29 protein-coding genes and 1 pseudogene are annotated in these 21,331 nt (G+C 64.3%); 26 read left to right on the plus strand and 4 right to left on the minus strand.

What is annotated here, in order from left to right:
- From nifH to hspQ, 10 genes and pseudogenes are all read left to right on the plus strand, one after another.
- A pseudogene (nifH, locus tag ACQR1X_RS20890) lies at positions 1-117 on the plus strand (nitrogenase reductase); the annotation flags it as partial.
- Between the two features lie 73 nt (positions 118-190).
- Positions 191-1,693: a nitrogenase molybdenum-iron protein alpha chain gene (gene nifD, locus ACQR1X_RS20895; protein WP_315803696.1), complete on the plus strand. Its 1,503-nt coding sequence runs from the start codon at positions 191-193 to the stop codon at positions 1,691-1,693.
- A gap of 83 nt (positions 1,694-1,776) precedes the next feature.
- The gene (gene nifK / locus ACQR1X_RS20900) at positions 1,777-3,336 is read left to right on the plus strand and encodes a nitrogenase molybdenum-iron protein subunit beta (RefSeq protein ID WP_316179933.1); all 1,560 of its coding nucleotides are present in this window, start codon (positions 1,777-1,779) and stop codon (positions 3,334-3,336) included.
- A 134-nt stretch (positions 3,337-3,470) separates the two neighbouring features.
- The gene (gene nifE / locus ACQR1X_RS20905; protein ID WP_434899493.1) at positions 3,471-5,144 is read left to right on the plus strand and encodes a nitrogenase iron-molybdenum cofactor biosynthesis protein NifE; all 1,674 of its coding nucleotides are present in this window, start codon (positions 3,471-3,473) and stop codon (positions 5,142-5,144) included.
- Positions 5,145-5,152: 8 nt separating this feature from the next.
- Positions 5,153-6,550, plus strand: coding sequence for a nitrogenase iron-molybdenum cofactor biosynthesis protein NifN (nifN, locus tag ACQR1X_RS20910; RefSeq protein WP_315803693.1), 1,398 nt, complete (start codon positions 5,153-5,155; stop codon positions 6,548-6,550).
- A 25-nt stretch (positions 6,551-6,575) separates the two neighbouring features.
- The gene (nifX, locus tag ACQR1X_RS20915) at positions 6,576-6,971 is read left to right on the plus strand and encodes a nitrogen fixation protein NifX (RefSeq protein WP_315803692.1); all 396 of its coding nucleotides are present in this window, start codon (positions 6,576-6,578) and stop codon (positions 6,969-6,971) included.
- 10 nt (positions 6,972-6,981) lie between these two features.
- The gene (locus ACQR1X_RS20920; RefSeq protein ID WP_316179939.1) at positions 6,982-7,452 is read left to right on the plus strand and encodes a NifX-associated nitrogen fixation protein; all 471 of its coding nucleotides are present in this window, start codon (positions 6,982-6,984) and stop codon (positions 7,450-7,452) included.
- A gap of 16 nt (positions 7,453-7,468) precedes the next feature.
- Positions 7,469-7,669, plus strand: a complete 201-nt coding sequence (locus tag ACQR1X_RS20925; protein WP_006609662.1) for a CCE_0567 family metalloprotein — start codon at positions 7,469-7,471, stop codon at positions 7,667-7,669.
- A gap of 22 nt (positions 7,670-7,691) precedes the next feature.
- Positions 7,692-7,979, plus strand: coding sequence for a ferredoxin III, nif-specific (gene fdxB / locus ACQR1X_RS20930; protein WP_008960273.1), 288 nt, complete (start codon positions 7,692-7,694; stop codon positions 7,977-7,979).
- Positions 7,980-7,998: 19 nt separating this feature from the next.
- A complete protein-coding gene (gene hspQ, locus ACQR1X_RS20935) occupies positions 7,999-8,325 on the plus strand; it encodes a heat shock protein HspQ (protein WP_315803690.1) in 327 nt (108 codons plus the stop codon).
- Positions 8,326-8,818: 493 nt separating this feature from the next.
- Here hspQ and ACQR1X_RS20940 read toward each other — a convergent pair whose 3' ends face one another.
- The 3 genes from ACQR1X_RS20940 to ACQR1X_RS20950 form a co-directional block, all read right to left on the minus strand.
- A complete protein-coding gene (locus ACQR1X_RS20940; RefSeq protein WP_315713146.1) occupies positions 8,819-9,136 on the minus strand; it encodes a hypothetical protein in 318 nt (105 codons plus the stop codon).
- A 31-nt stretch (positions 9,137-9,167) separates the two neighbouring features.
- The gene (locus tag ACQR1X_RS20945; protein WP_434899494.1) at positions 9,168-10,022 is read right to left on the minus strand and encodes a sulfurtransferase; all 855 of its coding nucleotides are present in this window, start codon (positions 10,020-10,022) and stop codon (positions 9,168-9,170) included.
- A 62-nt stretch (positions 10,023-10,084) separates the two neighbouring features.
- The gene (locus tag ACQR1X_RS20950) at positions 10,085-10,543 is read right to left on the minus strand and encodes a hypothetical protein (protein ID WP_315803688.1); all 459 of its coding nucleotides are present in this window, start codon (positions 10,541-10,543) and stop codon (positions 10,085-10,087) included.
- Positions 10,544-10,741: 198 nt separating this feature from the next.
- Here ACQR1X_RS20950 and ACQR1X_RS20955 point away from each other — a divergent pair, with 198 nt between their 5' ends.
- On the plus strand, positions 10,742-11,170 hold the full coding sequence (locus ACQR1X_RS20955; RefSeq protein ID WP_434894341.1) for a Rieske (2Fe-2S) protein: 429 nt from the start codon (positions 10,742-10,744) through the stop codon (positions 11,168-11,170).
- Positions 11,171-11,232: 62 nt separating this feature from the next.
- On the opposite strand, the gene ACQR1X_RS20960 is transcribed toward ACQR1X_RS20955, so the two are convergent.
- Positions 11,233-11,841, minus strand: a complete 609-nt coding sequence (locus ACQR1X_RS20960; RefSeq protein ID WP_315803686.1) for a hypothetical protein — start codon at positions 11,839-11,841, stop codon at positions 11,233-11,235.
- Positions 11,842-12,166: 325 nt separating this feature from the next.
- On the opposite strand from ACQR1X_RS20960, the gene ACQR1X_RS20965 reads away from it, so the two are divergent.
- From ACQR1X_RS20965 to ACQR1X_RS21035, 15 genes are all read left to right on the plus strand, one after another.
- Entirely contained in the window at positions 12,167-12,487 is a 321-nt protein-coding gene (locus ACQR1X_RS20965) for a HesB/IscA family protein (protein WP_257170758.1), read from the plus strand.
- Positions 12,488-12,525: 38 nt separating this feature from the next.
- A complete protein-coding gene (locus ACQR1X_RS20970) occupies positions 12,526-12,816 on the plus strand; it encodes a NifU family protein (RefSeq protein ID WP_434899495.1) in 291 nt (96 codons plus the stop codon).
- Between the two features lie 9 nt (positions 12,817-12,825).
- Positions 12,826-14,040 (plus strand): cysteine desulfurase NifS, encoded by a 1,215-nt coding sequence (gene nifS / locus ACQR1X_RS20975; protein ID WP_434889040.1) that lies wholly within the window; start codon positions 12,826-12,828, stop codon positions 14,038-14,040.
- Positions 14,037-14,258: a putative nitrogen fixation protein NifT gene (gene nifT, locus ACQR1X_RS20980; protein ID WP_316218892.1), complete on the plus strand. Its 222-nt coding sequence runs from the start codon at positions 14,037-14,039 to the stop codon at positions 14,256-14,258. Before nifS ends, nifT begins: the two co-directional genes overlap by 4 nt.
- Positions 14,258-15,124 (plus strand): SIR2 family NAD-dependent protein deacylase, encoded by an 867-nt coding sequence (locus ACQR1X_RS20985; protein ID WP_315803684.1) that lies wholly within the window; start codon positions 14,258-14,260, stop codon positions 15,122-15,124. Before nifT ends, ACQR1X_RS20985 begins: the two co-directional genes overlap by 1 nt.
- Positions 15,125-15,384: 260 nt before the next feature.
- Positions 15,385-16,947, plus strand: coding sequence for a nitrogenase cofactor biosynthesis protein NifB (gene nifB / locus ACQR1X_RS20990; RefSeq protein WP_315803683.1), 1,563 nt, complete (start codon positions 15,385-15,387; stop codon positions 16,945-16,947).
- 55 nt (positions 16,948-17,002) lie between these two features.
- Entirely contained in the window at positions 17,003-17,227 is a 225-nt protein-coding gene (locus ACQR1X_RS20995; protein WP_006609676.1) for a YfhL family 4Fe-4S dicluster ferredoxin, read from the plus strand.
- Between the two features lie 11 nt (positions 17,228-17,238).
- Positions 17,239-17,568: a HesB/IscA family protein gene (locus ACQR1X_RS21000; protein ID WP_315803682.1), complete on the plus strand. Its 330-nt coding sequence runs from the start codon at positions 17,239-17,241 to the stop codon at positions 17,566-17,568.
- 11 nt (positions 17,569-17,579) lie between these two features.
- On the plus strand, positions 17,580-18,113 hold the full coding sequence (locus tag ACQR1X_RS21005) for a hypothetical protein (RefSeq protein WP_315803681.1): 534 nt from the start codon (positions 17,580-17,582) through the stop codon (positions 18,111-18,113).
- A complete protein-coding gene (locus ACQR1X_RS21010; RefSeq protein WP_434899496.1) occupies positions 18,106-18,879 on the plus strand; it encodes a 4Fe4S-binding leucine-rich repeat protein in 774 nt (257 codons plus the stop codon). Before ACQR1X_RS21005 ends, ACQR1X_RS21010 begins: the two co-directional genes overlap by 8 nt.
- Positions 18,876-19,199, plus strand: coding sequence for a nitrogen fixation protein NifZ (locus ACQR1X_RS21015; RefSeq protein WP_315803679.1), 324 nt, complete (start codon positions 18,876-18,878; stop codon positions 19,197-19,199). The genes ACQR1X_RS21010 and ACQR1X_RS21015 overlap by 4 nt, the downstream gene beginning before the upstream one ends.
- A complete protein-coding gene (locus ACQR1X_RS21020; protein ID WP_315803678.1) occupies positions 19,196-19,435 on the plus strand; it encodes a nitrogen fixation protein NifZ in 240 nt (79 codons plus the stop codon). Before ACQR1X_RS21015 ends, ACQR1X_RS21020 begins: the two co-directional genes overlap by 4 nt.
- A gap of 14 nt (positions 19,436-19,449) precedes the next feature.
- A complete protein-coding gene (locus tag ACQR1X_RS21025; protein WP_434899497.1) occupies positions 19,450-19,806 on the plus strand; it encodes a DUF3024 domain-containing protein in 357 nt (118 codons plus the stop codon).
- A 17-nt stretch (positions 19,807-19,823) separates the two neighbouring features.
- A complete protein-coding gene (locus ACQR1X_RS21030) occupies positions 19,824-20,084 on the plus strand; it encodes a hypothetical protein (protein ID WP_315803676.1) in 261 nt (86 codons plus the stop codon).
- A gap of 2 nt (positions 20,085-20,086) precedes the next feature.
- Positions 20,087-21,301, plus strand: coding sequence for a DegT/DnrJ/EryC1/StrS family aminotransferase (locus tag ACQR1X_RS21035; protein ID WP_434899498.1), 1,215 nt, complete (start codon positions 20,087-20,089; stop codon positions 21,299-21,301).
- The last annotated feature ends 30 nt before the right edge of the window (positions 21,302-21,331 follow it).

The following is a 21,331-nucleotide window of genomic DNA, read 5'->3' on the forward strand; positions in this document are numbered from 1 at the left end:
CCGACGCCGATCACGATGGACGAGCTCGAGGACATGCTGATGGAGCACGGCATCATGAAGGCCGTGGACGAGAGCCAGATCGGCAAGTCCGCCGCCGAGCTCGCCGCAACGGCGTAACCGCCACCGGTGCTCCGGCCCTTCGTCTCCAAGGGCCGGAGCACCTCCGCAACCGATCATCGAGGAAAGCCAGATGAGCGTCATCGAGAAACAAAGCGTTGCCGAGATCAAGGCGCGCAACAAGGAACTGATCGCCGAGGTCCTGAAGGTTTATCCGGAAAAGACCGCCAAGCGCCGTGCCAAGCATCTCAACGTGCATGAGAACGGCAAGTCGGATTGCGGCGTCAAGTCGAACATCAAGTCGATCCCCGGCGTCATGACCATCCGCGGTTGCGCCTACGCCGGCTCGAAGGGCGTGGTGTGGGGACCTATCAAGGACATGATCCACATCAGCCACGGTCCGGTCGGCTGCGGCCAGTACTCCTGGGCGGCGCGCCGCAACTACTACATCGGCACGACCGGCATCGACACCTTCGTGACGATGCAGTTCACCTCCGACTTCCAGGAGAAGGACATCGTCTTCGGCGGCGACAAGAAGCTCGCCAAGATCATGGACGAGATCCAGGAGCTGTTCCCGCTGAACAACGGCATCACCGTGCAGTCGGAATGCCCGATCGGCCTGATCGGCGACGACATCGAGGCGGTCTCCAAGGTCAAGTCGAAAGAGTATGACGGCAAGACCATCGTCCCCGTGCGCTGCGAAGGCTTCCGCGGTGTGTCTCAGTCCCTGGGTCACCATATCGCCAACGACGCCATCCGGGACTGGGTGTTCGACAAGCTCCCGGCCGATGCCGCGCCGCGCTTCGAGCCGTCGGCCTACGACGTCGCGATCATCGGCGACTACAACATCGGCGGCGACGCCTGGTCGTCCCGCATCCTGCTCGAGGAGATGGGTCTGCGCGTGATCGCCCAGTGGTCGGGCGACGGCTCGCTGGCGGAGCTCGAGGCGACGCCGAAGGCGAAGCTCAACGTGCTGCACTGCTACCGCTCGATGAACTACATCTCGCGCCACATGGAAGAGAAGTACGGTATTCCGTGGTGCGAATACAACTTCTTCGGACCGAGCAAGATCGCCGAATCGCTGCGCAAGATCGCGAGCTATTTCGACGACAAGATCAAGGAGGGTGCCGAGCGTGTCATCGCCAAGTACCAGCCCCTGATGGACGCCGTCATCGCCAAGTACCGGCCGCGCCTCGAAGGCAAGACCGTGATGCTGTTCGTCGGCGGCCTGCGTCCGCGCCACGTGATCGGCGCCTACGAGGACCTCGGCATGGAGGTCGTCGGCACCGGCTACGAATTCGGCCATAACGACGACTATCAGCGCACCGCCCAGCACTACGTCAAGGACGGCACGCTGATCTACGATGACGTCACCGGCTACGAGTTCGAGAAGTTCGTCGAGAAGGTCCAGCCGGACCTGGTCGGCTCGGGCATCAAGGAAAAGTACGTGTTCCAGAAGATGGGCGTGCCGTTCCGCCAGATGCACTCCTGGGACTACTCGGGTCCGTACCATGGCTATGACGGCTTCGCGATCTTCGCCCGCGACATGGACATGGCCATCAACTCGCCGGTCTGGAAGATGGCCAAGGCACCCTGGAAGCAGGCGCCCAAGCCGTTGCTCCAGGCGGCCGAGTAACCACCACCACCCACGGCCTGGCTCTCCTTCGGCGGAGAGCCAGCGCTCCCTGATCGACACAGGAACATAAAGAGGGTTTTCCCATGACGCAGTCTGCCGAACATGTGCTCGATCACTTCGAGCTTTTCCGTGGTCCCGAATACCAGCAGATGCTGGCCAACAAGAAGAAGATGTTCGAGAATCCGCGCGACCCCGCCGAGGTCGAGCGCATCCGCGAATGGGCCAAGACGCCCGAATATCGCGAGAAGAATTTCGCCCGTGAGGCGCTGACCGTGAATCCGGCCAAGGCCTGCCAGCCGCTCGGCGCGGTGTTCGTTGCCGTCGGCTTCGAAAAGACGCTGCCGTTCGTGCACGGCTCGCAGGGTTGCGTGGCCTATTATCGCAGCCATCTGTCGCGCCACTTCAAGGAGCCGAGCTCCTGCGTGTCGTCGTCGATGACCGAGGACGCGGCTGTGTTCGGCGGGCTGAACAACATGATCGACGGTCTCGCCAACGCCTACAACATGTACAAGCCGTCGATGATCGCTGTCTCCACCACCTGCATGGCGGAAGTCATCGGCGACGACCTCAACGCCTTCATCAAGACCTCCAAGGAGAAGGGTTCGGTTCCGGCCGAATTCGACGTGCCTTTCGCCCATACGCCTGCCTTTGTCGGCAGCCATGTCACCGGCTACGACAACGCGATGAAGGGCATTCTCGAGCACTTCTGGGACGGCAAGGCCGGCACCGCGCCGAAGCTGGAGCGCGTTCCCAACGAGAAGATCAATTTCATCGGCGGTTTCGATGGCTACACCGTTGGCAACATCAAGGAAGTGAAGCACATCTTCGAGGCGATGGGGATCGAGTATACGATCCTCGGCGACAATTCGAACGTGTTCGACACGCCGACCGACGGCGAGTTCCGTATGTACGACGGCGGCACGACCCTGGAGGACGCGGCCAACGCCGTTCACGCCAAGGCGACGATCTCGATGCAGCACTTCTGCACCGAGAAGACCCTGCCGTTCATCAAGAACCACGGCCAGGAGGTCGTCTCCTTCAACCATCCGGTCGGTGTGACCGGCACCGACGCCTTCGTGATGGCGCTGTCGCGCATCAGCGGCAAGGAGATCCCGGAATCTCTCGCTCTCGAGCGTGGGCGCCTGGTCGACGCGATCGCCGACTCCAGCGCCCACATCCACGGCAAGAAGTTCGCGATCTACGGCGATCCGGACCTATGCCTCGGCTTGGCCGCGTTCCTGCTCGAGCTCGGCGCCGAGCCGACCCATGTGCTCGCCACCAACGGCAACAAAGACTGGGCCGAGAAGGTCCAGGCGGTGTTCGATAGCTCGCCGTTCGGCAAGAACTGCCACGTGTATCCCGGCAAGGATCTCTGGCACATGCGCTCGCTGCTGTTCACCGAGCCGGTCGATTTCCTGATCGGCAACACCTACGGCAAGTATCTGGAGCGCGACACCGGCACGCCGCTGATCCGCATCGGCTTCCCGATCTTCGATCGCCACCACAAGCACCGCTATCCGGTGTGGGGCTATCAGGGCGGCCTGAACGTGCTGGTCACGATCCTCGACAAGATCTTCGACGAGATCGACCGCAACACCAACGTGCCGGCCAAGTCGGACTACAGCTTCGACATCATCCGCTAAGTGACGGCGCGCGGCGGTCCCTCAAGGGCCGCCGCGCTTCGATCTGGACGACAAGGCTCATGGGGACGGCCGCAGAGGCCGGAGCCTCCTCGTCTCACCAAGACGCGCAGAAGGTCCGCCAACAGGAGAAGCCGATGAGCTCGCTGTCTGCCACGATCCAGAACGTCTTCAACGAGCCGGGTTGCGGCAAGAACGCCAACAAGTCCGAGGCCGAGCGCAAGAAGGGCTGCACCAAGCAGCTGCAGCCGGGCGGCGCGGCCGGTGGTTGCGCCTTCGACGGCGCCAAGGTCGCCCTGCAGCCGCTGACGGACGTCGCGCATCTCGTGCACGGGCCGATCGCCTGCGAGGGGAATTCCTGGGACAATCGCGGTGCGGCCTCGTCGGGCGCGCAGATCTGGCGCACCGGCTTCACCACCGACATCAACGAGACCGACGTCGTGTTCGGTGGCGAGAAGCGCCTGTACAAGGCGATCAAGGAAATCATCGAGAAGTACGATCCGCCGGCGGTCTTCGTCTACCAGACCTGCGTGCCTGCCATGACCGGTGACGACATCAACGCGGTCTGCAAGGCGGCCTCCGCCAAGTTCGGCAAGCCGTGCATTCCCGTCAATGCACCGGGCTTTGTGGGCCCGAAGAACCTCGGCAACAAGCTCGCCGGCGAGGCGCTGCTCGACCACGTCATCGGCACCGTCGAGCCGGAGGTGACCACCCCCTACGACCTCAACATCATCGGCGAATACAATCTTTCCGGCGAGCTCTGGCAGGTGAAGCCGCTGTTCGACGAGCTCGGCATCCGTATCTCCGCCTGCATCTCCGGCGACGGCCGCTACAAGGATGTCGCCTCGTCACACCGCGCTCGCGCAGCGATGATGGTGTGCTCCAAGGCGATGATCAACGTCGCCCGCAAGATGGAGGAGCGCTACGGCATCCCGTTCTTCGAGGGCTCTTTCTACGGCATCCAGGACTCATCGGACTCGCTGCGCGAGATCGCGCGTCTCCTGGTCGAGCGTGGCGCTCCGGCCGATCTGCTGGATCGTACCGAGGCGGTGATCGCCCGCGAGGAAGCCAAGGCCTGGGCGGCGATCGAGCCGTTCAAGCAACGGCTCACCGGCAAGAAGGTGCTCCTGATCACTGGCGGCGTGAAATCGTGGTCGGTGGTGGCGGCGCTGCAGGAGGCCGGCATGGAGCTGGTCGGCACCTCCGTGAAGAAGTCCACCAAGGAGGACAAGGAGCGCATCAAGGAGCTGATGGGCCAGGACGCGCACATGATCGACGATATGGCGCCGCGCGAGATGTACAAGATGCTCAAGGACGCCAAGGCCGACATCATGCTGTCGGGCGGCAAGTCGCAATTCGTGGCGCTGAAGGCGGCGATGCCCTGGCTCGACATCAACCAGGAGCGCTCGCACGCCTATATGGGCTATATCGGCATGGTCAAGCTGGTCGCCGAGATCGACAAGGCGATCTACAACCCGATGTGGGAGCAACTGCGCAAGCGGGCGCCCTGGGAGACGGCCAGCAACAATTGGCAGGCCAGGGCGGTCGCTCAGGCCAATGCCGAAGCTGCCGCGCTCGCGGCCGATCCAGTCGCAGCTGAAGCCGCGCGGCGTGCCAAGAAGATCTGCCACTGCAAGACGGTCGACCTCGGCACCATCGAGGATGCGATCAAGGCGCATGGCCTCACCGACGTCGCCGGTGTGCGCACGCACACCAACGCCTCTGGCGGCTGCGGCGCCTGTGCCGGTCGGGTCGAGGACATCCTGGCGGCGCAGAAGGCGCCGGCCGAGCTGCTGCAGGCGGCGGAGTAGGAGCGCTCATGGCCAAGGTCATCATCGGAAAGAAGGCCTGCGCGGTCAATCCGCTGAAGATGAGCCAGCCGATCGGCGGCTCGTTCGCCTTCCTCGGCCTGCGCGGCGCGATGCCGCTGCTGCACGGCTCGCAGGGCTGCACCTCGTTCGGCCTGACCTTGTTCGTGCGCCACTTCAAGGAAGCGGTGCCGATGCAGACGACCGCGATGAGCGAGGTCGCCACCGTGCTCGGCGGCTACGAGAATGTCGAGCAGGCGATCCTCAACATCCACAAGCGACAAAAGCCCGAGATCATCGGCATCTGTTCCACCGGGGTCACGGAGACCAAGGGCGACGACGTCGACGGCTACATCAGGCTGATCCGCGAGAAGCATCCGGAACTGGCGAACTATCCGCTGGTCTATGTCTCCACGCCGGATTTCAAGGACGCGTTCCAGGATGGCTGGGACAAGACCGTCGCCAAGATGGTCGAGGTGCTCGTCGACAAGCCGACGTCGACAAGGCGCGATCCAGCGCGGGTCAACGTGCTGCCGGGCTGTCATCTGACGCCGGGGGACATCGAGGAGCTGCGCACCATCATCGAGGATTTCGGGCTGGAGCCGTCGTTCCTGCCGGATATCGGCGGCTCGCTCGACGGTCACATCCCCGACGAGTTCACGCCGACGACGATCGGCGGCATCGGGCTGGAGGAGATCGCGGTCATGGGCAGCGCGTCCTGGACGATCGCGATCGGGGCCCAGATGAAGCGCGCGGCGGAGGCGATGCAGGCCAGGACCGGCGTTCCATACCGGTTGTTCGAACGTCTCTGCGGGCTGCTGCCGAACGACGAGTTCATGACGTTCCTGAGCGAGATCTCGGGACGCCCGGTGCCAGCGAAGTATCGCCGGCAGCGTGGCCAGCTCGCCGACGCGATGCTGGACGCGCATTTCCACATCGGCGGCCGCAGGCTCGCGATCGGCGCCGAGCCGGACCTGCTGTTCGACGTCGCCAGCATGCTGCACGACATGGGGGCCGAGATCTCGGTCGCCATCACCACGACGCAGTCGCCGGTGCTCGAGCGGATGCCGTGCGAGGAGGTGCTGATCGGCGATCTCGAGGATCTGGAGAATCTCGCGAAGCAGCGCGACTGCGGGCTGATGATGACGCATTCGCACGGCCGCCAGGCTGCCGCGCGGCTGAAGATCCCGTTCTACCGGATCGGCTTTCCGATGTTCGACCGGCTGGGCGCAGGGCATCTGCTGACGGTCGGCTATCGCGGCACCCGCGACCTGGTGTTTGCGCTGGCCAACCTGATCATCGCCGACCGCGAGGACAATCATCAGCCGACGCCGGATACCTGGATCGATCCCTGGAAGGATTTCCAGCAGGCATCGCCCGAATCCGCCGTCGTGGCGCCTTTGCATTGACGCTTGAGGAGAAAGGACCGACGACATGAAAGTCGCATTCGCTACCCAGGATCTGAAACGCGTCGATGCCCATTTCGGCTGGGCCAAGAACATCGCGATCTACGATCTCGATCCCGAGGGCTACCGCTTCGTCGAGAGCGTCGAGTTCGACGGCGATCTCAAGGAGGACGGCAACGAGGACAAGCTGGCGCCGAAGATCGAGGCGATCAAGGATTGCGCCATCCTCTATGTCGCCGCGATCGGAGGCTCCGGCGCAGCGCGCGTCGTCGCCAACAACATCCATCCGATGAAGGTCAATCAGCCCGAGGAGATCACCGATCTCCTGGGCAAGCTGCAGACCGTGCTGAAGGGGACGCCGCCGCCGTGGCTGCGCAAGGCGCTGGCGAAGGGCCAGGAACGCGCGCTCGATTTCGAGGAATGAGGAAACCACCATGTCCGATACCGCGGTAGCCGTCGAAACCGTCCCCGCCGAGCAGCGGCCCTTTGTCAAGGAGCTGATCAAGGTCTGGCGTGCCCAGGACACCCATGGGGCTTGGGAGGGCAAGAAGGATGTCGATCTGCTCGAGCCCTACATCCTGGACAAGGAGAAGCGGCGCGCTTTGCCGATCATCGGCGATCCCGATCCGGAGACGATCTGGCGGCTCGAGCTGTTCTTCAACGCGGTCGCGCTGTCGATCGAGAAGGCCACCGGCGTGATGATCTCGCCGATGCTGAAGATGAGTCACGAGGGCTTCGGCCGCATGGTGCTGATCGGCGGCCGGCTGATCGTGGTCAACAAGCAGCTGCGCGACGTACACCGCTTCGGCTTCGACAATCTCGGCAAGCTGGCCGACGAGGGCGACAAGTTCGTCAAGGCCGGCGTCGAGATGATCGAGAAGTTCAAGGATGTCGCGAATTACTGAACTGTGAGGATGAGAGATGAGCGACCTGGACACCCTGAAGGCCGAGATCAAGAAGCTGTCGGCGCGCGCTATGGATGCCAAGATGAACCTGCATGATCTGTCGGAGGAGCTGCCCATCAACTGGGACCAGATCCTGCCGACGGCGCAGAAGGCGCACGAGGCGTTCGCCGAGCTGGAGAAGAAGCGGGCCGAGCTGAAGAAGCTCGAGGCCGCGTGAGCCTGTACAAGGACCCGTCACCATGTCCAATTCAACCCGTGACGGCCGCGACTGGCGGCCGGACTACCTAGTCGCGATCGATGCGGCCAAGTGCATCGGCTGCGGGCGCTGCTACAAGGTCTGCGGCCGCGAGGTCATGACCCTGAAGGGCATCAACGACGAAGGCGAGTTCGTCGAGCTCGACGACGACGAGGATGACGAGGTCGAGAAGAAGATCATGGTCATGCACGACACCGGCGCCTGCATCGGCTGCGGCGCCTGCGCCCGGGTCTGCCCGACCAACTGCCAGACCCATTCGCCGGCGGCCTGAGACTGTCGAGCGTGCCGTCATGCTGCGGATGGAAGCAAAGTTCACAATCGGCCAGGTGACCCGGCATCGGGTCTACGACCTGCGCGGTGTCGTGTTCGACGTCGATCTGTCGTTCTCCGAGGAGGAGGGCTGGCGGGCGATCACGATGGATACGCGGCTCGATCGGGAGCAGCCGTTCTACTATCTGCTCGCCGAATGCGGCGACAGCAGCTACATCGCTTATGTGCCCGAACAGAACCTGGTCGCCGACGTCTCGGGCGAGCCGGTCAAGCATCCGGACATCGGCGAGCTGTTCGACGTCGATGACGGCGGCGGCTATCACTACCGTGGCCGGATTTTTCAGTAGCAGGGACGGATGCGCGCCACAGCGCCATTGCGAGCCGCCGCAGGCGACGAAGTAATCCAGAGTCCTCGCGCCGCCCTGGATCGCGTCGATGCGCTCGCGATGACGGGCATTGGTCCGTAGGGTGGGCAAAGGCGCCTGGGCGGTCTCTCAATAGGGGATTCGGTCTCACGCGCCGAGCCCGCCGTCCATCTGCGCATCCGGAACGACAATGGTGGGCGCACCATCGGACGCCGCTTCGCGTCGCCCGACGGCTTTGCCACCTACGAGTCTTTCCTGCCGCATCCATGGCGGCACAGTTCATCCATGCGTCATTCCGGGGCATCGCGCAGCGATGAGCCCGGAATCCATAACCACGAATGTTTCTTGTTTTCACACACAGGCGCCACGGACATCTCGCGCCTCATAGCCGGTCGTTGCTATGGATTCCGGGCTCGCACTGCGCGCGCCCTGGAATGACGGCGGAGGGAGATGCGCACCACTCCGAATGTGGCGCCTACTCGATTCCCTGTTCCCTGGCCTTCCACATCGCGGCGATGCGGAAGCGTTCGTTGATTGCGGCGGGGTTGGCGAGAATCTCGGCCTGGGCGGCGGCAAACGCGCTCTCGACGATCGCGGCCTCGTCCTTCGTCAGCGTGATCCGGCCGGCCATGTGGGTGGCGTCGGGCGCGGCCTCCCAGATCTTGCGCCGGTTCGGATGCAGCTTCACCTCGACCAGCTCGAACGCCTCGAGCTCGCCTTCGAGGCAGATTGCCAGCCCGATCACCTCGACCTTGCGGCCGTCCTGCGTCGTCTTGACCAGGGTCTTTGCCATGCTCGTGCTCCCGTCATCCAAGTCCGCTTTGTCACGCCGCCGCCGGCGTGTCGTCGAGCTGGCTCCATTCCGCCCAGGCGCCGTCGTGGACGGCCGCGTTCGGAACACCGAGGCGATAGAGCGCCAGCGCCAGCATGCAAGACGTGATGCCCGAGGCGCAGGTGGTGACGATCGGCTTCGCCAGATCGACGCCAGCGGCGGCGAAGCGGGCGCCGAGCGCATCAGGGGCCAGCAGTTCGCCGGTGTCGGGGTCGACCAGATCCGCCCAGGGCAGATTGACGGCGCCGGGAATGTGGCCCTGGCGCTTGAACGTGAACACGTCCGCCTGGGTGCCGTCGAACTTGCCCGGCCCACGGGCGTCGACCAACTGCGCGCCGCCACTGTGCAGCAAGCTCTGCACGGCGTCCGAGGTTGCCACAAGCTCCGGCCTGAAGCTCGCGCTGAAGCTCGCCGGCACGGGGCGCACAGGCGTCATCTCCGCCGGCTTCTTCTCCTTGGTCCATTTGCCGAAGCCGCCGTCGAGCAGGGCGACGTTGTCGTGGCCGAAGACGCGGAACATCCACCACACACGGCCCGCGGCCGAGCCGCCATAGTGACGGTCATAGACGATGACCCGGTCGGCATTGCTGATGCCGAGCAGCCCGACCTTGTGGGCAAAATCCTCCGATGACGGCAGCATGTGCGGCAGCGGGCTCGACTTGTCGGCGATCTGGTCGATGTCGAAATGCACCGAGCCCGGCAGGTGCCGGCCGCGATATTGCGTACGGCCGTCCAGGTTGGTGCTCGGATGGTGCCAGGTGCAGTCGAGGATCTTGATAGCAGGGTCGGACAGATGTTGTGCCAGCCATTCCGAGCTGACCAGGGCGTCAGAGGTGTCCGTGTTCATGGATGCGCTCGCGATGTCGTTGATCCAACAGAGATGCCGATCCGATGATTGCACGTGGCGCGTCAGAGCGTCTTCGGCATCGGATAGCCCGGGCGCGGATGCGTGTCGTAGTATTCCGGACGCTCCGGCCAGCCGCCTTCGGCGATGATCTTGAAGGTCGCGACCGTGACCGGCGCGCCGGGCGAGCATGATATCTCGGTGAACTTGATCTCGCGCTCGCCTGGGCCGGCGGAGAAATCGGCGACAGTGGTGCCGTCCGCCTTGCGCGCTCGCGCAAAGCCGGGCGTGCCGACGGTGGCCGCCGGTACCGATGCCGCAACGAAGTTCGGCTGCTCGAGGCCGTCCGCCGCGGGGCCGAAGGCGGGCGAGCCGAACGTGAAGGTTGCGAGCACGCCGCTGCGGTCGACGGCCTTGTCTGCAGTGATCGGGCGTGCCACCGAGTAGACCGTCAGCGTGCCGCCAGCCAGCGCCGCCTTGATGTCGTCGAGCGAGCTCTCGACGAATTCCAGTGCCACGTTCATGTCGATCTCCTTACAAAGCCGCGTTTGCAGGAGAAATTTTCAAGTTCTGTGCCAGTCTCCCGCAGCGGCGAAGAAGGCGAGGCGAACAGGCGGAGTTGCGCGAATCTTGCAACGTGGTCCTTCACCGAGCCGACCGCCGCTCTCGCTGGGCCGAGAGCGGCAATGTCGGACATGCGCCAGACATCGATGAGGCCTGACATGACGACCGACGTCGCCTACGCCATCTGCAGCTTCAACGACATTCCGAGCCGCCGCGCCATGGGCTTTCAGCTCATGATCGTGGCCGAGGACGGCAGCCATCGTCCGTGGCCGATCTTCGTCATCCGCTGGGGCAAGCAGGTGTTCGGCTATCTGAACATGTGCCCGCACGACAAGGTCAATCTCGACTGGGAACGCAACCAGTTCCTGGACGGCAACGGCCTGCGCATCCTGTGCGGCAAGCACGGCTCGCTGTTCGAGATCGGCACCGGACTCTGCGTCGACGGCCCGTGCAAGGGCGAGAGCCTGACGCCGGTCGCGCTGAGTGTCCTCGACGGCGACATCTGCGTGACCGGCGTGACCCTGGTCGAGGATGACGAGGATGACGAGGAGGCCGAAGAGACGGGTCTTCAGTGTGAAGAAGGCTGAGCTCTCACACGAAGTCCCGGCGCGAGCGCCGGGACTTCAGCTTGCGCGTGAAGGAACGAGAGTCAGACCGGCCGGTTCTCGTTACGGTTCTTCACCGGCTCCATCTTGGCCAGCGCATCTGCATAGGCGATGACTTCATAGCTCTCGCTGAACTTCTTGGCGGCATCGAGCACGTAGTCGAGCTTGCCGGCGGTATCGAGCTTCTTGATGTCGTTCTTGTCGATTCCGAGGAGATCCATCATCTCCTTCCAGACGGTGGATTCGTCGCAGGGCAGCACATAGAACGTGACGTCGCCCATCTTGATGCGGTACTTCGCCAGCAGATCGATGTTGTTGCAGAACATGAAGTAGCTGCCGTCCGGCGTCAGCAGGCCCTTGAGCACCTCGACCGCGGTCTCCAGATAAGCCAGCGAGTGGATGTAGCCGACGAGCACCGGAATCGTCGCCTCGCCGTCGTTGACGATCGTCAGCACCTGCTCGATCGAGAAGTCCGGCGGGCGCTTCTCGTCCGCAACCTGGGTCTGGAATTTCAGCGCGATGTCGCCGCGGAAGCCGAACCGCCCCGGCTTGGTGGTCGGCGCCTTGAGTACGGCGTTCAACAGCCGTCCTTCCTTGTCGAGCTGCGCGAGCGCGGTGGTCTCGATTGCAACCGTCTTCTCCAATGTCGTCATCAGCAATTCTCTCGCATGTCCTGGTCAGCCGTTCGCCGCACGGCGCGGTCGAAAAGGGCTGGAATGCAAATTGTCTGCCGATGTGTGCTGCGCCTTGATTCACTTGGTCTTTCGCCCGCGACCTCCGGGCATTGTCGGGTTTCCGCCGCGACATTCCTTCGGCTGGTCCGTGGCCCGGCGTCGGTCATCCGTGTCGGAAACCCGACATGCGTCGGAAACGCCACAGCGACGGCATGAAAACATGAGGTCTTTCAGGCGATTGTTGCATGGCACGGGACTTGCCAATCCCATTCGCAACAGCCGAATGGGAAAGGGCGAGACGATGATGATCAACCTGACCGACAGCGCCATCAATGCGGTTCGCAACGCGATCACGACCTCCGACAAGCCGGTCGACGGCCTCAGGATCATGGTCGAAGCCGGCGGCTGCGCCGGGCTCAAGTACAACATGGGTCTCGTCAGCGGCAGCGAGCCGGAGGACACCGTGATCGAGCGCGAGGGCGTGCGCGTGCTCGTCGATCACAAGAGCCTCGAATATCTCGAGGGCACGACGATCGATTTCGTCATCGCGCTGGAGGGGTCCGGCTTCACCTTCGAGAATCCGAACGCGAAGTCGAGCTGCGGCTGCGGCAAGTCGTTCGCCTGATCTTTCGCTCGATCATTCAAAACGCGAGAAGTGAAACCATGCTGGTCGAATCCCAGGGCATCGTCGAAGCGCCGTCGCAGATGAGCGAGCGCGAGCGGATCATCCGGGCCGTGATCGAGGAGGTCCGTCCGAATCTCAAGCGCGACGGCGGCGATTGCGAACTCGTCGAGATCGACGGCAACAAGATCATGGTCAAGCTCGCCGGCGCCTGTATTTTCTGCAAGCTCGCCAGCGCGACGCTCGAAGGCATCCAGACGCGCATGATCGAAAAGCTCGGCGAGTTCGTTCGCCTCGTTCCGGTGGCCGGCGCAGCCAAGGCGCGGCATTAAGGAGCGGTCTTGCGCCCGGTCTATCTCGACAACAACGCGACGACCCGCGCGGATCCCGAGGTCGTCGCCGCGATGTTGCCGTTCTTCACGGACCAGTTCGGCAATGCGTCGTCCTCGCATGCGTTCGGCAGCGAGGTCGCCGGGGCCGTGAGGCAGGCGCGCAAGAGCCTGCAGGCGCTGCTCGGCGCCGCTTTCGACCACGAGATCGTCTTCACCTCGGGCGGGACGGAATCCGACAATGCCGCGATCCTGTCGGCGCTCGACGCGCAGGAGGGCCGGAACGAGATCGTCACGACGGCGGTGGAGCATCCCGCGATCCTGTCGCTCGTCGAATACCTCAGGGACAAGCGGGGCGTCGCGGTGCATCTGATCGGCGTCGATGCCGCCGGCCGCCTCGATCTGGAGGCTTATCGGCGCGCGCTCGGGCCGCGCACGGCGATCGCCTCGGTGATGTGGGCAAACAACGAGACCGGCACGCTGTTTCCGGTTTCCGAGCTGGCCAAGCTCGCGCATGAGGCCGGCGCGCTATTCCACACCGACGCCGTGCAGGCGGTCGGCAAGATCGCGATCGATCTGAAGAGCGCCGATATCGACCTGTTGTCGCTGTCGGGCCACAAGCTGCACGGTCCCAAGGGCATCGGTGCGCTGTATGTCAGAAAGGGCACGCCGTTCGTGCCGCTTCTGCGCGGCGGCCCGCAGGAGCGCCGGCGACGTGGCGGCACCGAGAACGTGCCCGCGATCGTCGGGCTCGGCAAGGCGGCCGAGCTCGCTGGCCGACATCTGGCCGATGAGCAGGGCCGGGTGCGCAGTCTGCGCGACCGGCTGGAGCAGGACATCATCCAGAGCGTCGGCCATTGCGCCGTGCTCGGCGATCCGGACCATCGCCTGCCGAACACCTCCAACATCGCCTTCCAGCATCTGGAAGGCGAGCCGATCGTGATGCGCCTGAACCAGGCCGGCATCGCGGCTTCGCTCGGCTCCGCCTGCGCGTCCGGCTCGATGGAGCCGTCGCATGTGCTGCGCGCGATGAACGTTCCGGCCGATCTGCTGCGCGGCGCCGTCCGCTTTTCCTTGTCGCGCGACACGTCGACCGAGGACATCGAGCGCGTGCTGCAGGTTCTGCCCGATATCGTCGCCAGGTTGCGCGAGACCTCGCCGGCCTGGCTGCAGCATCATCCTCCGCAATCGGCGGACCCCCTTCGATCCACGGAGCTCACGCAATGAAAGTCATGATCCGCCGCTCGCCGGAAACGGGCCTGTCGATCTACGTCCCCAAAAAGGACCTCGAGGAGCCCATCGTCGAGTCCGAGCACGAGTCCTTGTGGGGCGGCTGGATCCGCATCGCCAATGGCTGGGTGCTGGATTTGCCGCAGATGGCCGCCGACACGCGGCTGCCGATCACGATCAATGCGCGCAAGCGCGGTGGCGAAGGGGACGAGTGATGAACGCGCCGCTTCCTCATATCGACATCGTCAAGCAGGCCGATGCCGAGGCCCTGCTCAAGGACGTTGTCGCCGGACTGAAGGCCGGCAAGGTCGTCCCGTTCCTCGGTCCCGCCGTGTCGGAGCAGTCCGGCGCCGACGTGCCGATGAATCCTGAAGCGCTGGCCGCGTTCTTCGGCACCAAGGTGGCGCTGCCGCGCCGCGCCAAGGGCAATGCGTGGGCTTCAGCCCAGCACATCGAGAGCACGCGCCACCGCTCGACGGTGACGGCGCTGATGGCTGAAGCCTTTGCCGCGCCGGTCGCGCCGACACCGCTGCAGCAGCATCTGGCGTCGCTGCCGCTGCCGATGATCGTCGACAGCTGGTATGACGGCGCCATGCGGACGGCGCTGGCTGGACGTACTGACTGGGGCGAGGTGCAGGGCATCACCCGTGCCGGCATCGGCGAGGACCGCTGGTATCGCTTCTATGACGCCGCGGGCGCCGAGAGCGATCGCGAGAAGGCTGCAAGCTGGACCACGCTGCTCTACAAGCCGCATGGCGGGATCACGCCGGCCAAGAACTTCCTGATCACCGATGCCGACTATGTCGAGGTGCTGACCGACATCGACATCCAGACGCCGATACCCGACACGGTCAAGGACCGGCGCACCGACCGCAGCTTCCTGTTCATCGGCTGCCGCTTCAACGACCAGCTGCTGCGCACCTATGGTCGCCAGGTGATCAAGCGCTCCGGCGCCGAGCATTACGTCCTGGTCGAGCCCGACTCATTGTCGAAGAACGAGCTGAAGTTCTTCATTGCCGAGCGGTTGACGCCGATCGCGATTCCGCTGGTCCGCGCCACCGAGATCATCATCGGCGGCTGAATACAACCAATCGATCGGATCGGACAGCGCGGTCGCATGCCGCGCTGTCTTGCTGTTCGGCTTGAGGCCTTGGCCGAGTCTGTAACGTTTCTAACATCCGCGCGATCGCGAGCCTCTCGCATGTTGGCAAGACGACAGGCGCAATCATCTCACTAACACGTTGATAGTCCGGCGAAATGACCGCTTCCGCGGCGTGGCACGCGAGTTGCTGAACCATCGTCAAGGCGGTTTGCGGCTCGCCAGCAACGTAAGGAGCGGACATGGACGCGTCAGTGCAGCACGAACAGGCGACGATACCGGACGGCGACAAGCTGAGCTCGGTGATGCAGACCATCGCGGAACACAAGGGTTGCGGCACCTCGGGCGGCAGCGGCAAGGCGAGCTGCGGCTCGGGCGCAGGCGAGAACGACCTTCCGCCGGAGATCTGGGAGAAGGTGAAGAACCATCCCTGCTACAGCGAGGAGGCGCATCATCACTACGCGCGCATGCATGTCGCGGTCGCGCCCGCCTGCAACATCCAGTGCAACTACTGCAACCGCAAATATGACTGCGCCAACGAGTCGCGTCCGGGCGTGGTCAGCGAGAAGCTGTCGCCGGAGCAGGCCGCCAAGAAGGTGCTCGCCGTCGCCTCGACCATTCCGCAGATGACCGTGCTCGGGATCGCCGGTCCCGGCGATCCGCTCGCCAATCCGGAGAAGACGTTCAAGACCTTCGAGCTGATCGCCCGGACCGCCCCGGACATCAAGCTCTGCCTGTCGACCAACGGCCTCGCGCTGCCCGACCATGTCGACACCATCGCCGGATTCAACGTCGATCACGTCACGATCACGATCAACATGGTCGACCCTGAAATTGGCGCCAAGATCTATCCCTGGGTGTTCTGGAAGCACAAGCGCTACACCGGCGTCGAGGCGGCCAAGCTGCTCACCGATCGCCAGCTGCAGGGCCTGGAGATGCTCACCGAGCGCGGCATCCTCTGCAAGGTCAACTCGGTGATGATCCCGGGCGTCAACGACAAGCACCTCGTCGAGGTCAACAAGGCGGTGAAATCGCGCGGCGCGTTCCTGCACAACATCATGCCGCTGATCTCGTCGCCGGAGCACGGCACGGTGTTCGGCCTGACCGGCCAGCGCGGCCCGACGGCGCAGGAGCTGAAGGCGCTGCAGGACGAGTGCGAAGGCGAGATGAACATGATGCGGCATTGCCGCCAGTGCCGCGCCGACGCCGTGGGCCTGCTCGGCGAGGATCGCTCGGCCGAGTTCACCACCGACAAGATCATGGCGATGGAGGTGAATTACGACATCGACAGCCGCAAGGCCTATCAGGAGGCGGTCGAGAGCGAGCGCGTCGCCAAGGTCGTGGCGAAGCAGGAAGAGCTCGCCTCGCTCGCCGGCCAGTCGAGCGACATCAAGCTCTTGATCGCGGTCGCGACCAAGGGCTCGGGCCTGATCAACGAGCATTTCGGTCACGCCAAGGAGTTCCAGGTCTACGAGCTCTCCACGGCCGGTGCCAAGTTCGTTGGTCACCGCCGCGTCGACCTGTACTGCCAGGGCGGCTATGGCGACGAGGACAGCCTGGAGACCGTCATCCGCGCCATCAACGACTGCCATGCGGTGTTCGTGGCCAAGATCGGCGGCTGCCCGAAGAGCGACCTGCAGGCGGCGGGCATCGAGCCGGTCGACCAGTTCGCGCACGAGTTCATCGAGAAGTCCGCGATCGCCTGGTTCAAGAGCTATCTCGACAAGGTGAACAGCGGCGAGATCCAGCACGTCGTGCGCGGCGACGCCGAAATTCGCCAGGGCGCCCTGATCTCGGCGGCGTGACATCAGACCCCGGCGGCGCGATCCCGCCGCCGGGTCCCTTCGACAGGAGCCTTTGATGACCTTGAAGATCATTGCCTCGCAGTGCACGAGCTGCTCGGCCTGCGAACCCGAATGTCCGAACGTGGCGATCTCGGAGAAGAACGGCACCTTCGTGATCGATCCGAAGAAGTGCACCGAGTGCATCGGCCATTTCGACGAGCCGCAATGCGCGGCGGTCTGCCCGGTCGACAACACCTGCGTGATCGACAATTCGTTCCCGCGCTACCAGCCGCCGGCTTGAGGGAGACCGAGATGAACTTCACGCTCACGCCGGCCGCGCAGAAATTCATGCGCATGATGTTGCGGGCCGACGGCACTGCGGGTTCCGGCTTCCGGCTCGCCGTCTCTCCCGGCGGCTGCTCCGGGCTCGCCGCCGACATCAGCGTCCTCGCCGCACCCCAGCCCGGCGATGCGGTGGTCGAGCGAGACGGCGTCAGGCTGTTCCTGCCGGCAGAGAGCCGGCTGCTGCTGGACGGCGTCACCATCGACTTCGCGGATACCGCGACGCAGACCGGCCTCGTGTTTCACGATCCGAAACAGGTCTCGTGCTCGACCCATGCCTTGAAGGCGCTGGAGCACTAGGACAGCTCGCCATGCCCACCGATGCCCGGCCCAGCTCTCAGACTGCCATCGAGGACGCGCTGCTCGCCGACGCGCTGCTCGGCGGCGGCCTGCCGGAGGAAGCCGAGTATCATCTGTGGCAGGCGGGCCAGAGCTATCATCTCGACGAGGTTGCGGAGACGCATCTGAAGGAGGCGGACGCGCTGGCGCCTGGGCATGCGGCGGTCCTGATCGGCTTCTACCGCTTCTATTTCTACAAGGGACGGCTCGCTGACGCGCTGCGGATCGCCAAGCGGTGCCTTGCCAAGGCAGCCGTCGAGAACCGCCTGCCGCCGCACTGGCGCGACGTTCGCGCCGGTCATGCCGAGTTCGGCAGCTATGACAACATGCTGCCGCGCTTCTTCATGTTCACCTTGAAGGGATACGCCTATTTGCAGATGCGCCTCGGCAATCTCGTCGAGGGACGGCTTGCGGTGCAGAAGCTGCTCGAGCTCGATCCCAGCGACAAGATCGGCGCACGCGTCCTGCTCGAGGTGGTCGACCGGGTGGAGCTCGACGATGAATGACGACATCGACGAGGCCATCGACTGGCAGGGCAAGGAGATCAGTTGCGCGGGCTGCGAACATGCGCCGCTCAACGCATCCGGCGGATGTCGCCTTCGGCACGCCTGCGTGCACGACCGCTACGCCCGTCGCATCGACCGCTTCTTCAATTGGAATCCGGCGCTCGCCAACGGCTACGTCAAGCATCCGCACTTCGAGGTTCGTGCGATCGCGGCGAAGCATGCGAGCCCGTTCTTCCTGCCTCCGTTGCTCGACGATCCCGAGGAGACCGTGCGCTGGAACGCCGCGCGGCGGCTGCCGAAGCGGCTGGTGCTGCGGCTGCGCCATGATCCGCATCGCGAGGTCCGCATTCGGATCGCGACCGTGCTCGATCCGGAAGACCTGATGCCGATGATGATGGACGACGACTATTACGTCCGCCTCGTCGTGGCGCGCCGCATCGTGCCGTCCGTGCTCGGCCGCATGATGGGGGACCCGGAGGCCGAGGTCCGCCGCGTCGTCGCGCGGCGTATCCCGAGCGACTGGCTGCTCGGCATGATCAGCGACCCCGATCCACGGGTACGGCTCGAGATCGCCGAGCGCCTCGTGCCTGATCTCCTCACCGCGATGCGCAAGGACGCCGATTGGCGGGTGCGTCACGAGGTTGCGAGCCGGATCGCGCTCAGCGAGCTCGGCGAGTTGGCGCGCGACGAGGATCCGCTGGTGCAGGAGATGGCGCGCGGCCGGCTCGACAATCGTTCCGGAGCTGCGATGGAGAAACCGGCATGAGCAACATCGTTCGTGACAGCGAGGTCGTGGAGCTGTCCGCGCCGCCGTATTTCGCGTTTGGCGAGAAGGTCAAGGCCAAGCGTACGATCCGCAACGACGGCACCTATGCAGGCAAGGAGATCGGCGAGATCCTCGCGAAGAAGGGCGAGGTCGGCTACGTCGTCTCGATCGGAACCTTCCTGCAGCAGTTCTACATCTACGGCGTCGAGTTTCTCGAGAGCGGAAACCGCGTCGGCATGAAGCGCAAGGAGCTCGAATCCACCGTTCCCCGCGGGGAGGCCGAGGACGAGCTGCCGCTGCCGGGAGCAACCAGATCATGATCGAGCCACGTCTGCCTAGATATCAATGGGGTCAACGCGTGAAGGCGCTGATCGATCTCGTCAACGACGGTTCGTTCCCGAACGCGCCGGCCGAGGCGAAGCTCGTCGGTGTCGGCGACTTGGGCGAGATCGTCCAGGTCGGCACTCACACCGAGGCGAACATGCCGATCTATCTCGTCGAGTTCGGCGAGCAGCTCGTCGTGGGCTGTCTCGAAGAGGAGATCGTCCCGGTCTAGGGAGATGTTCTGCCATGATCGCAGCCGCGCTCGAGCCCAGCGTCGTCCTGCCTGCGCATCCCAACGAACTGGATCGCAAGCGGATCGAACGCGCGCTGAAGTCGCGCAAGCGCTATCGCTACGTCGAGCCGACGGTGTCGCCGGCGACTGAGGGCTATCACGTCCAGAGTACGTGCTGCTCGCGCAACATCGACAAGGACGGCGGGGTGATCGACGTCGCGCTGCTGCGTCATGACGCCGCGAACGCAATGTGGAAGCTGTTCTGGAGAGATCACGGTCGGGGGATTTGGGAACTGCACAGCGTGCACCGGCGGTTGACCGCGGCAGTTGACGAACTGAACGCCGATCCCGAGCGGATATTCTGGCAGTAGCAAAGAGGACGGGTGGCATGGCGCTTGCCGAGCAGGAACTGAATGAGATCGAGCAGGTCCTCACCGGACCAGATGCCGGCAGCGCGGCGTTCGGCGAACTGCGCCGTCGGTTTCCCAAGCTGGCGCTGACGCGGTGTGATGCCTCCGACGTGACCGAGGCGCCGTTCCGCAGCTATCCGGCGTTCGATCTGCATCTGCTCGACGCCAGCGAACATTGCGCTGGGGTCACCGACGATCCGGCGAAGGCCACCGGCCTGATCCTCGCCCGGCGGAGCTGATCATGATCAATCCCGTTCTGGTGCACGATGCGGATCGACAGGAGCAGGACGAGACCGAACTTACGCCGGTTGGCTCCGACTTCATCCCGCTGTCCGATCCCGACATCACGACGGCGGAGATCGCGGCGGTCGAGGCGACGCTTCGCTCGCCGCGGCTGTCCTGCGGTCCGCTGGTGGAGGAGTTCGAGGCAACGTTCGCCGCCTATCTCGGGCGCAAATATGCCATCGCCGTCCCGAGCGGAACGCTCGGTCTGCTGCTGATTCTGAAGGCGATGGGGATCGGGCCCGGCGACGAGGTGATCGCGTCGTCGTATTCGTTCCGCGAGATCGCGCATGCGATCACCATCGCCGGCGCCAAGCCGGTGTTTGCCGATATCGACTACTATTCGGGCACGCTGGCCCCGAGCAAGATCGAAGCGCGCATCACGGAGCGCACCAAGGCGATCCTGGCCGGCAACACCAACGGCCACCCGGCCAAATGGTCTGAGCTGCAGGCGATCGCGAAAGCCCACGAACTGCCTGTCATCGAGGATTCGACCGAGGCCATCGGCTCGAGATACAAGGGGGCGCTGGTCGGCACATTCGGTACGGCCGCGGTGTTCGACTTCTCGCAGCCCTTCGCGCTGACCTGCGGCGAGGGCGGCATGGTCGTCACCGACGACGTCGACATCGCGGTGGCCGTGCGTCGGCACCGGTCGCACCGGCTCGACGAGCGCGCATCGGTCGTGGTCAGCAGCAGCGCGTCGCATCAGGCCGTGATGAGCGACGTGACCGCCGCGCTCGGGCTGGCGCAACTGAGGCGGATCGACGAGATCCTCGAGCGGCGCAAGCTGATCGAGCAGATCTATTACAGCGAGGTGCAGTCGTTCGAGGGCATCAAGGATCCCTATGTCGGTCCAGATGTCACCGAGGTGAACTGGTTCCTCTACCAGGTCCATCTCGGCACCCGGTTCTCGAAGTCGAGCCGGGACTCGATCGTCGAGGATCTCAGGGTCGAGCAGGTCGAGGCGGTGGCCTATTCGAATCCTCTGCATCTGCAGCGACACTATTTCGACATGGGCTATCGCCGTGGCGACTATCTCGTGACGGAGAAGGTCGCCGATCGTGTGGTGGCCCTGCCGTTCCACGTCCATCTCACCACGGACCAGATCGCCTTCATCGTTGCGACGATGAAGGACGCCTCGGTCAATGTCGGGGCGGGCGCCGCGATCTACTGACACCAGTTGAACTCAACCCAGCAAAGGAGA

It is taken from the genome of Bradyrhizobium sp. HKCCYLRH3073, from assembly GCF_051167995.1.
Taxonomy (GTDB): Bacteria; Pseudomonadota; Alphaproteobacteria; order Rhizobiales; family Xanthobacteraceae; genus Bradyrhizobium.

Excerpts from the sequence above, each read along its gene's own strand:
- ACQR1X_RS21005 (WP_315803681.1), top strand. The coding sequence starts at position 17,580 with ATGCCCACCGATGCCCGGCCCAGCTCTCAGACTGCCATCGAGGACGCG.
- ACQR1X_RS20960 (WP_315803686.1), bottom strand. The coding sequence starts at position 11,841 with ATGACGACATTGGAGAAGACGGTTGCAATCGAGACCACCGCGCTCGCG.
- ACQR1X_RS20955 (WP_434894341.1), top strand. The coding sequence starts at position 10,742 with ATGACGACCGACGTCGCCTACGCCATCTGCAGCTTCAACGACATTCCG.
- nifN (WP_315803693.1), top strand. The coding sequence starts at position 5,153 with ATGGCCAAGGTCATCATCGGAAAGAAGGCCTGCGCGGTCAATCCGCTG.
- ACQR1X_RS21025 (WP_434899497.1), top strand. The coding sequence starts at position 19,450 with ATGATCGCAGCCGCGCTCGAGCCCAGCGTCGTCCTGCCTGCGCATCCC.
- fdxB (WP_008960273.1), top strand. The coding sequence starts at position 7,692 with ATGTCCAATTCAACCCGTGACGGCCGCGACTGGCGGCCGGACTACCTA.
- ACQR1X_RS20925 (WP_006609662.1), top strand. The coding sequence starts at position 7,469 with ATGAGCGACCTGGACACCCTGAAGGCCGAGATCAAGAAGCTGTCGGCG.
- nifK (WP_316179933.1), top strand. The coding sequence starts at position 1,777 with ATGACGCAGTCTGCCGAACATGTGCTCGATCACTTCGAGCTTTTCCGT.
- nifX (WP_315803692.1), top strand. The coding sequence starts at position 6,576 with ATGAAAGTCGCATTCGCTACCCAGGATCTGAAACGCGTCGATGCCCAT.
- ACQR1X_RS20945 (WP_434899494.1), bottom strand. The coding sequence starts at position 10,022 with ATGAACACGGACACCTCTGACGCCCTGGTCAGCTCGGAATGGCTGGCA.
- ACQR1X_RS20965 (WP_257170758.1), top strand. The coding sequence starts at position 12,167 with ATGATCAACCTGACCGACAGCGCCATCAATGCGGTTCGCAACGCGATC.
- ACQR1X_RS20970 (WP_434899495.1), top strand. The coding sequence starts at position 12,526 with ATGCTGGTCGAATCCCAGGGCATCGTCGAAGCGCCGTCGCAGATGAGC.
- ACQR1X_RS21035 (WP_434899498.1), top strand. The coding sequence starts at position 20,087 with ATGATCAATCCCGTTCTGGTGCACGATGCGGATCGACAGGAGCAGGAC.
- ACQR1X_RS20940 (WP_315713146.1), bottom strand. The coding sequence starts at position 9,136 with ATGGCAAAGACCCTGGTCAAGACGACGCAGGACGGCCGCAAGGTCGAG.
- nifD (WP_315803696.1), top strand. The coding sequence starts at position 191 with ATGAGCGTCATCGAGAAACAAAGCGTTGCCGAGATCAAGGCGCGCAAC.
- ACQR1X_RS21010 (WP_434899496.1), top strand. The coding sequence starts at position 18,106 with ATGAATGACGACATCGACGAGGCCATCGACTGGCAGGGCAAGGAGATC.
- ACQR1X_RS21015 (WP_315803679.1), top strand. The coding sequence starts at position 18,876 with ATGAGCAACATCGTTCGTGACAGCGAGGTCGTGGAGCTGTCCGCGCCG.
- ACQR1X_RS20920 (WP_316179939.1), top strand. The coding sequence starts at position 6,982 with ATGTCCGATACCGCGGTAGCCGTCGAAACCGTCCCCGCCGAGCAGCGG.
- ACQR1X_RS21000 (WP_315803682.1), top strand. The coding sequence starts at position 17,239 with ATGAACTTCACGCTCACGCCGGCCGCGCAGAAATTCATGCGCATGATG.
- ACQR1X_RS20985 (WP_315803684.1), top strand. The coding sequence starts at position 14,258 with ATGAACGCGCCGCTTCCTCATATCGACATCGTCAAGCAGGCCGATGCC.
- nifE (WP_434899493.1), top strand. The coding sequence starts at position 3,471 with ATGAGCTCGCTGTCTGCCACGATCCAGAACGTCTTCAACGAGCCGGGT.
- hspQ (WP_315803690.1), top strand. The coding sequence starts at position 7,999 with ATGCTGCGGATGGAAGCAAAGTTCACAATCGGCCAGGTGACCCGGCAT.
- ACQR1X_RS20995 (WP_006609676.1), top strand. The coding sequence starts at position 17,003 with ATGACCTTGAAGATCATTGCCTCGCAGTGCACGAGCTGCTCGGCCTGC.
- nifB (WP_315803683.1), top strand. The coding sequence starts at position 15,385 with ATGGACGCGTCAGTGCAGCACGAACAGGCGACGATACCGGACGGCGAC.
- nifT (WP_316218892.1), top strand. The coding sequence starts at position 14,037 with ATGAAAGTCATGATCCGCCGCTCGCCGGAAACGGGCCTGTCGATCTAC.
- ACQR1X_RS21030 (WP_315803676.1), top strand. The coding sequence starts at position 19,824 with ATGGCGCTTGCCGAGCAGGAACTGAATGAGATCGAGCAGGTCCTCACC.
- ACQR1X_RS21020 (WP_315803678.1), top strand. The coding sequence starts at position 19,196 with ATGATCGAGCCACGTCTGCCTAGATATCAATGGGGTCAACGCGTGAAG.
- ACQR1X_RS20950 (WP_315803688.1), bottom strand. The coding sequence starts at position 10,543 with ATGAACGTGGCACTGGAATTCGTCGAGAGCTCGCTCGACGACATCAAG.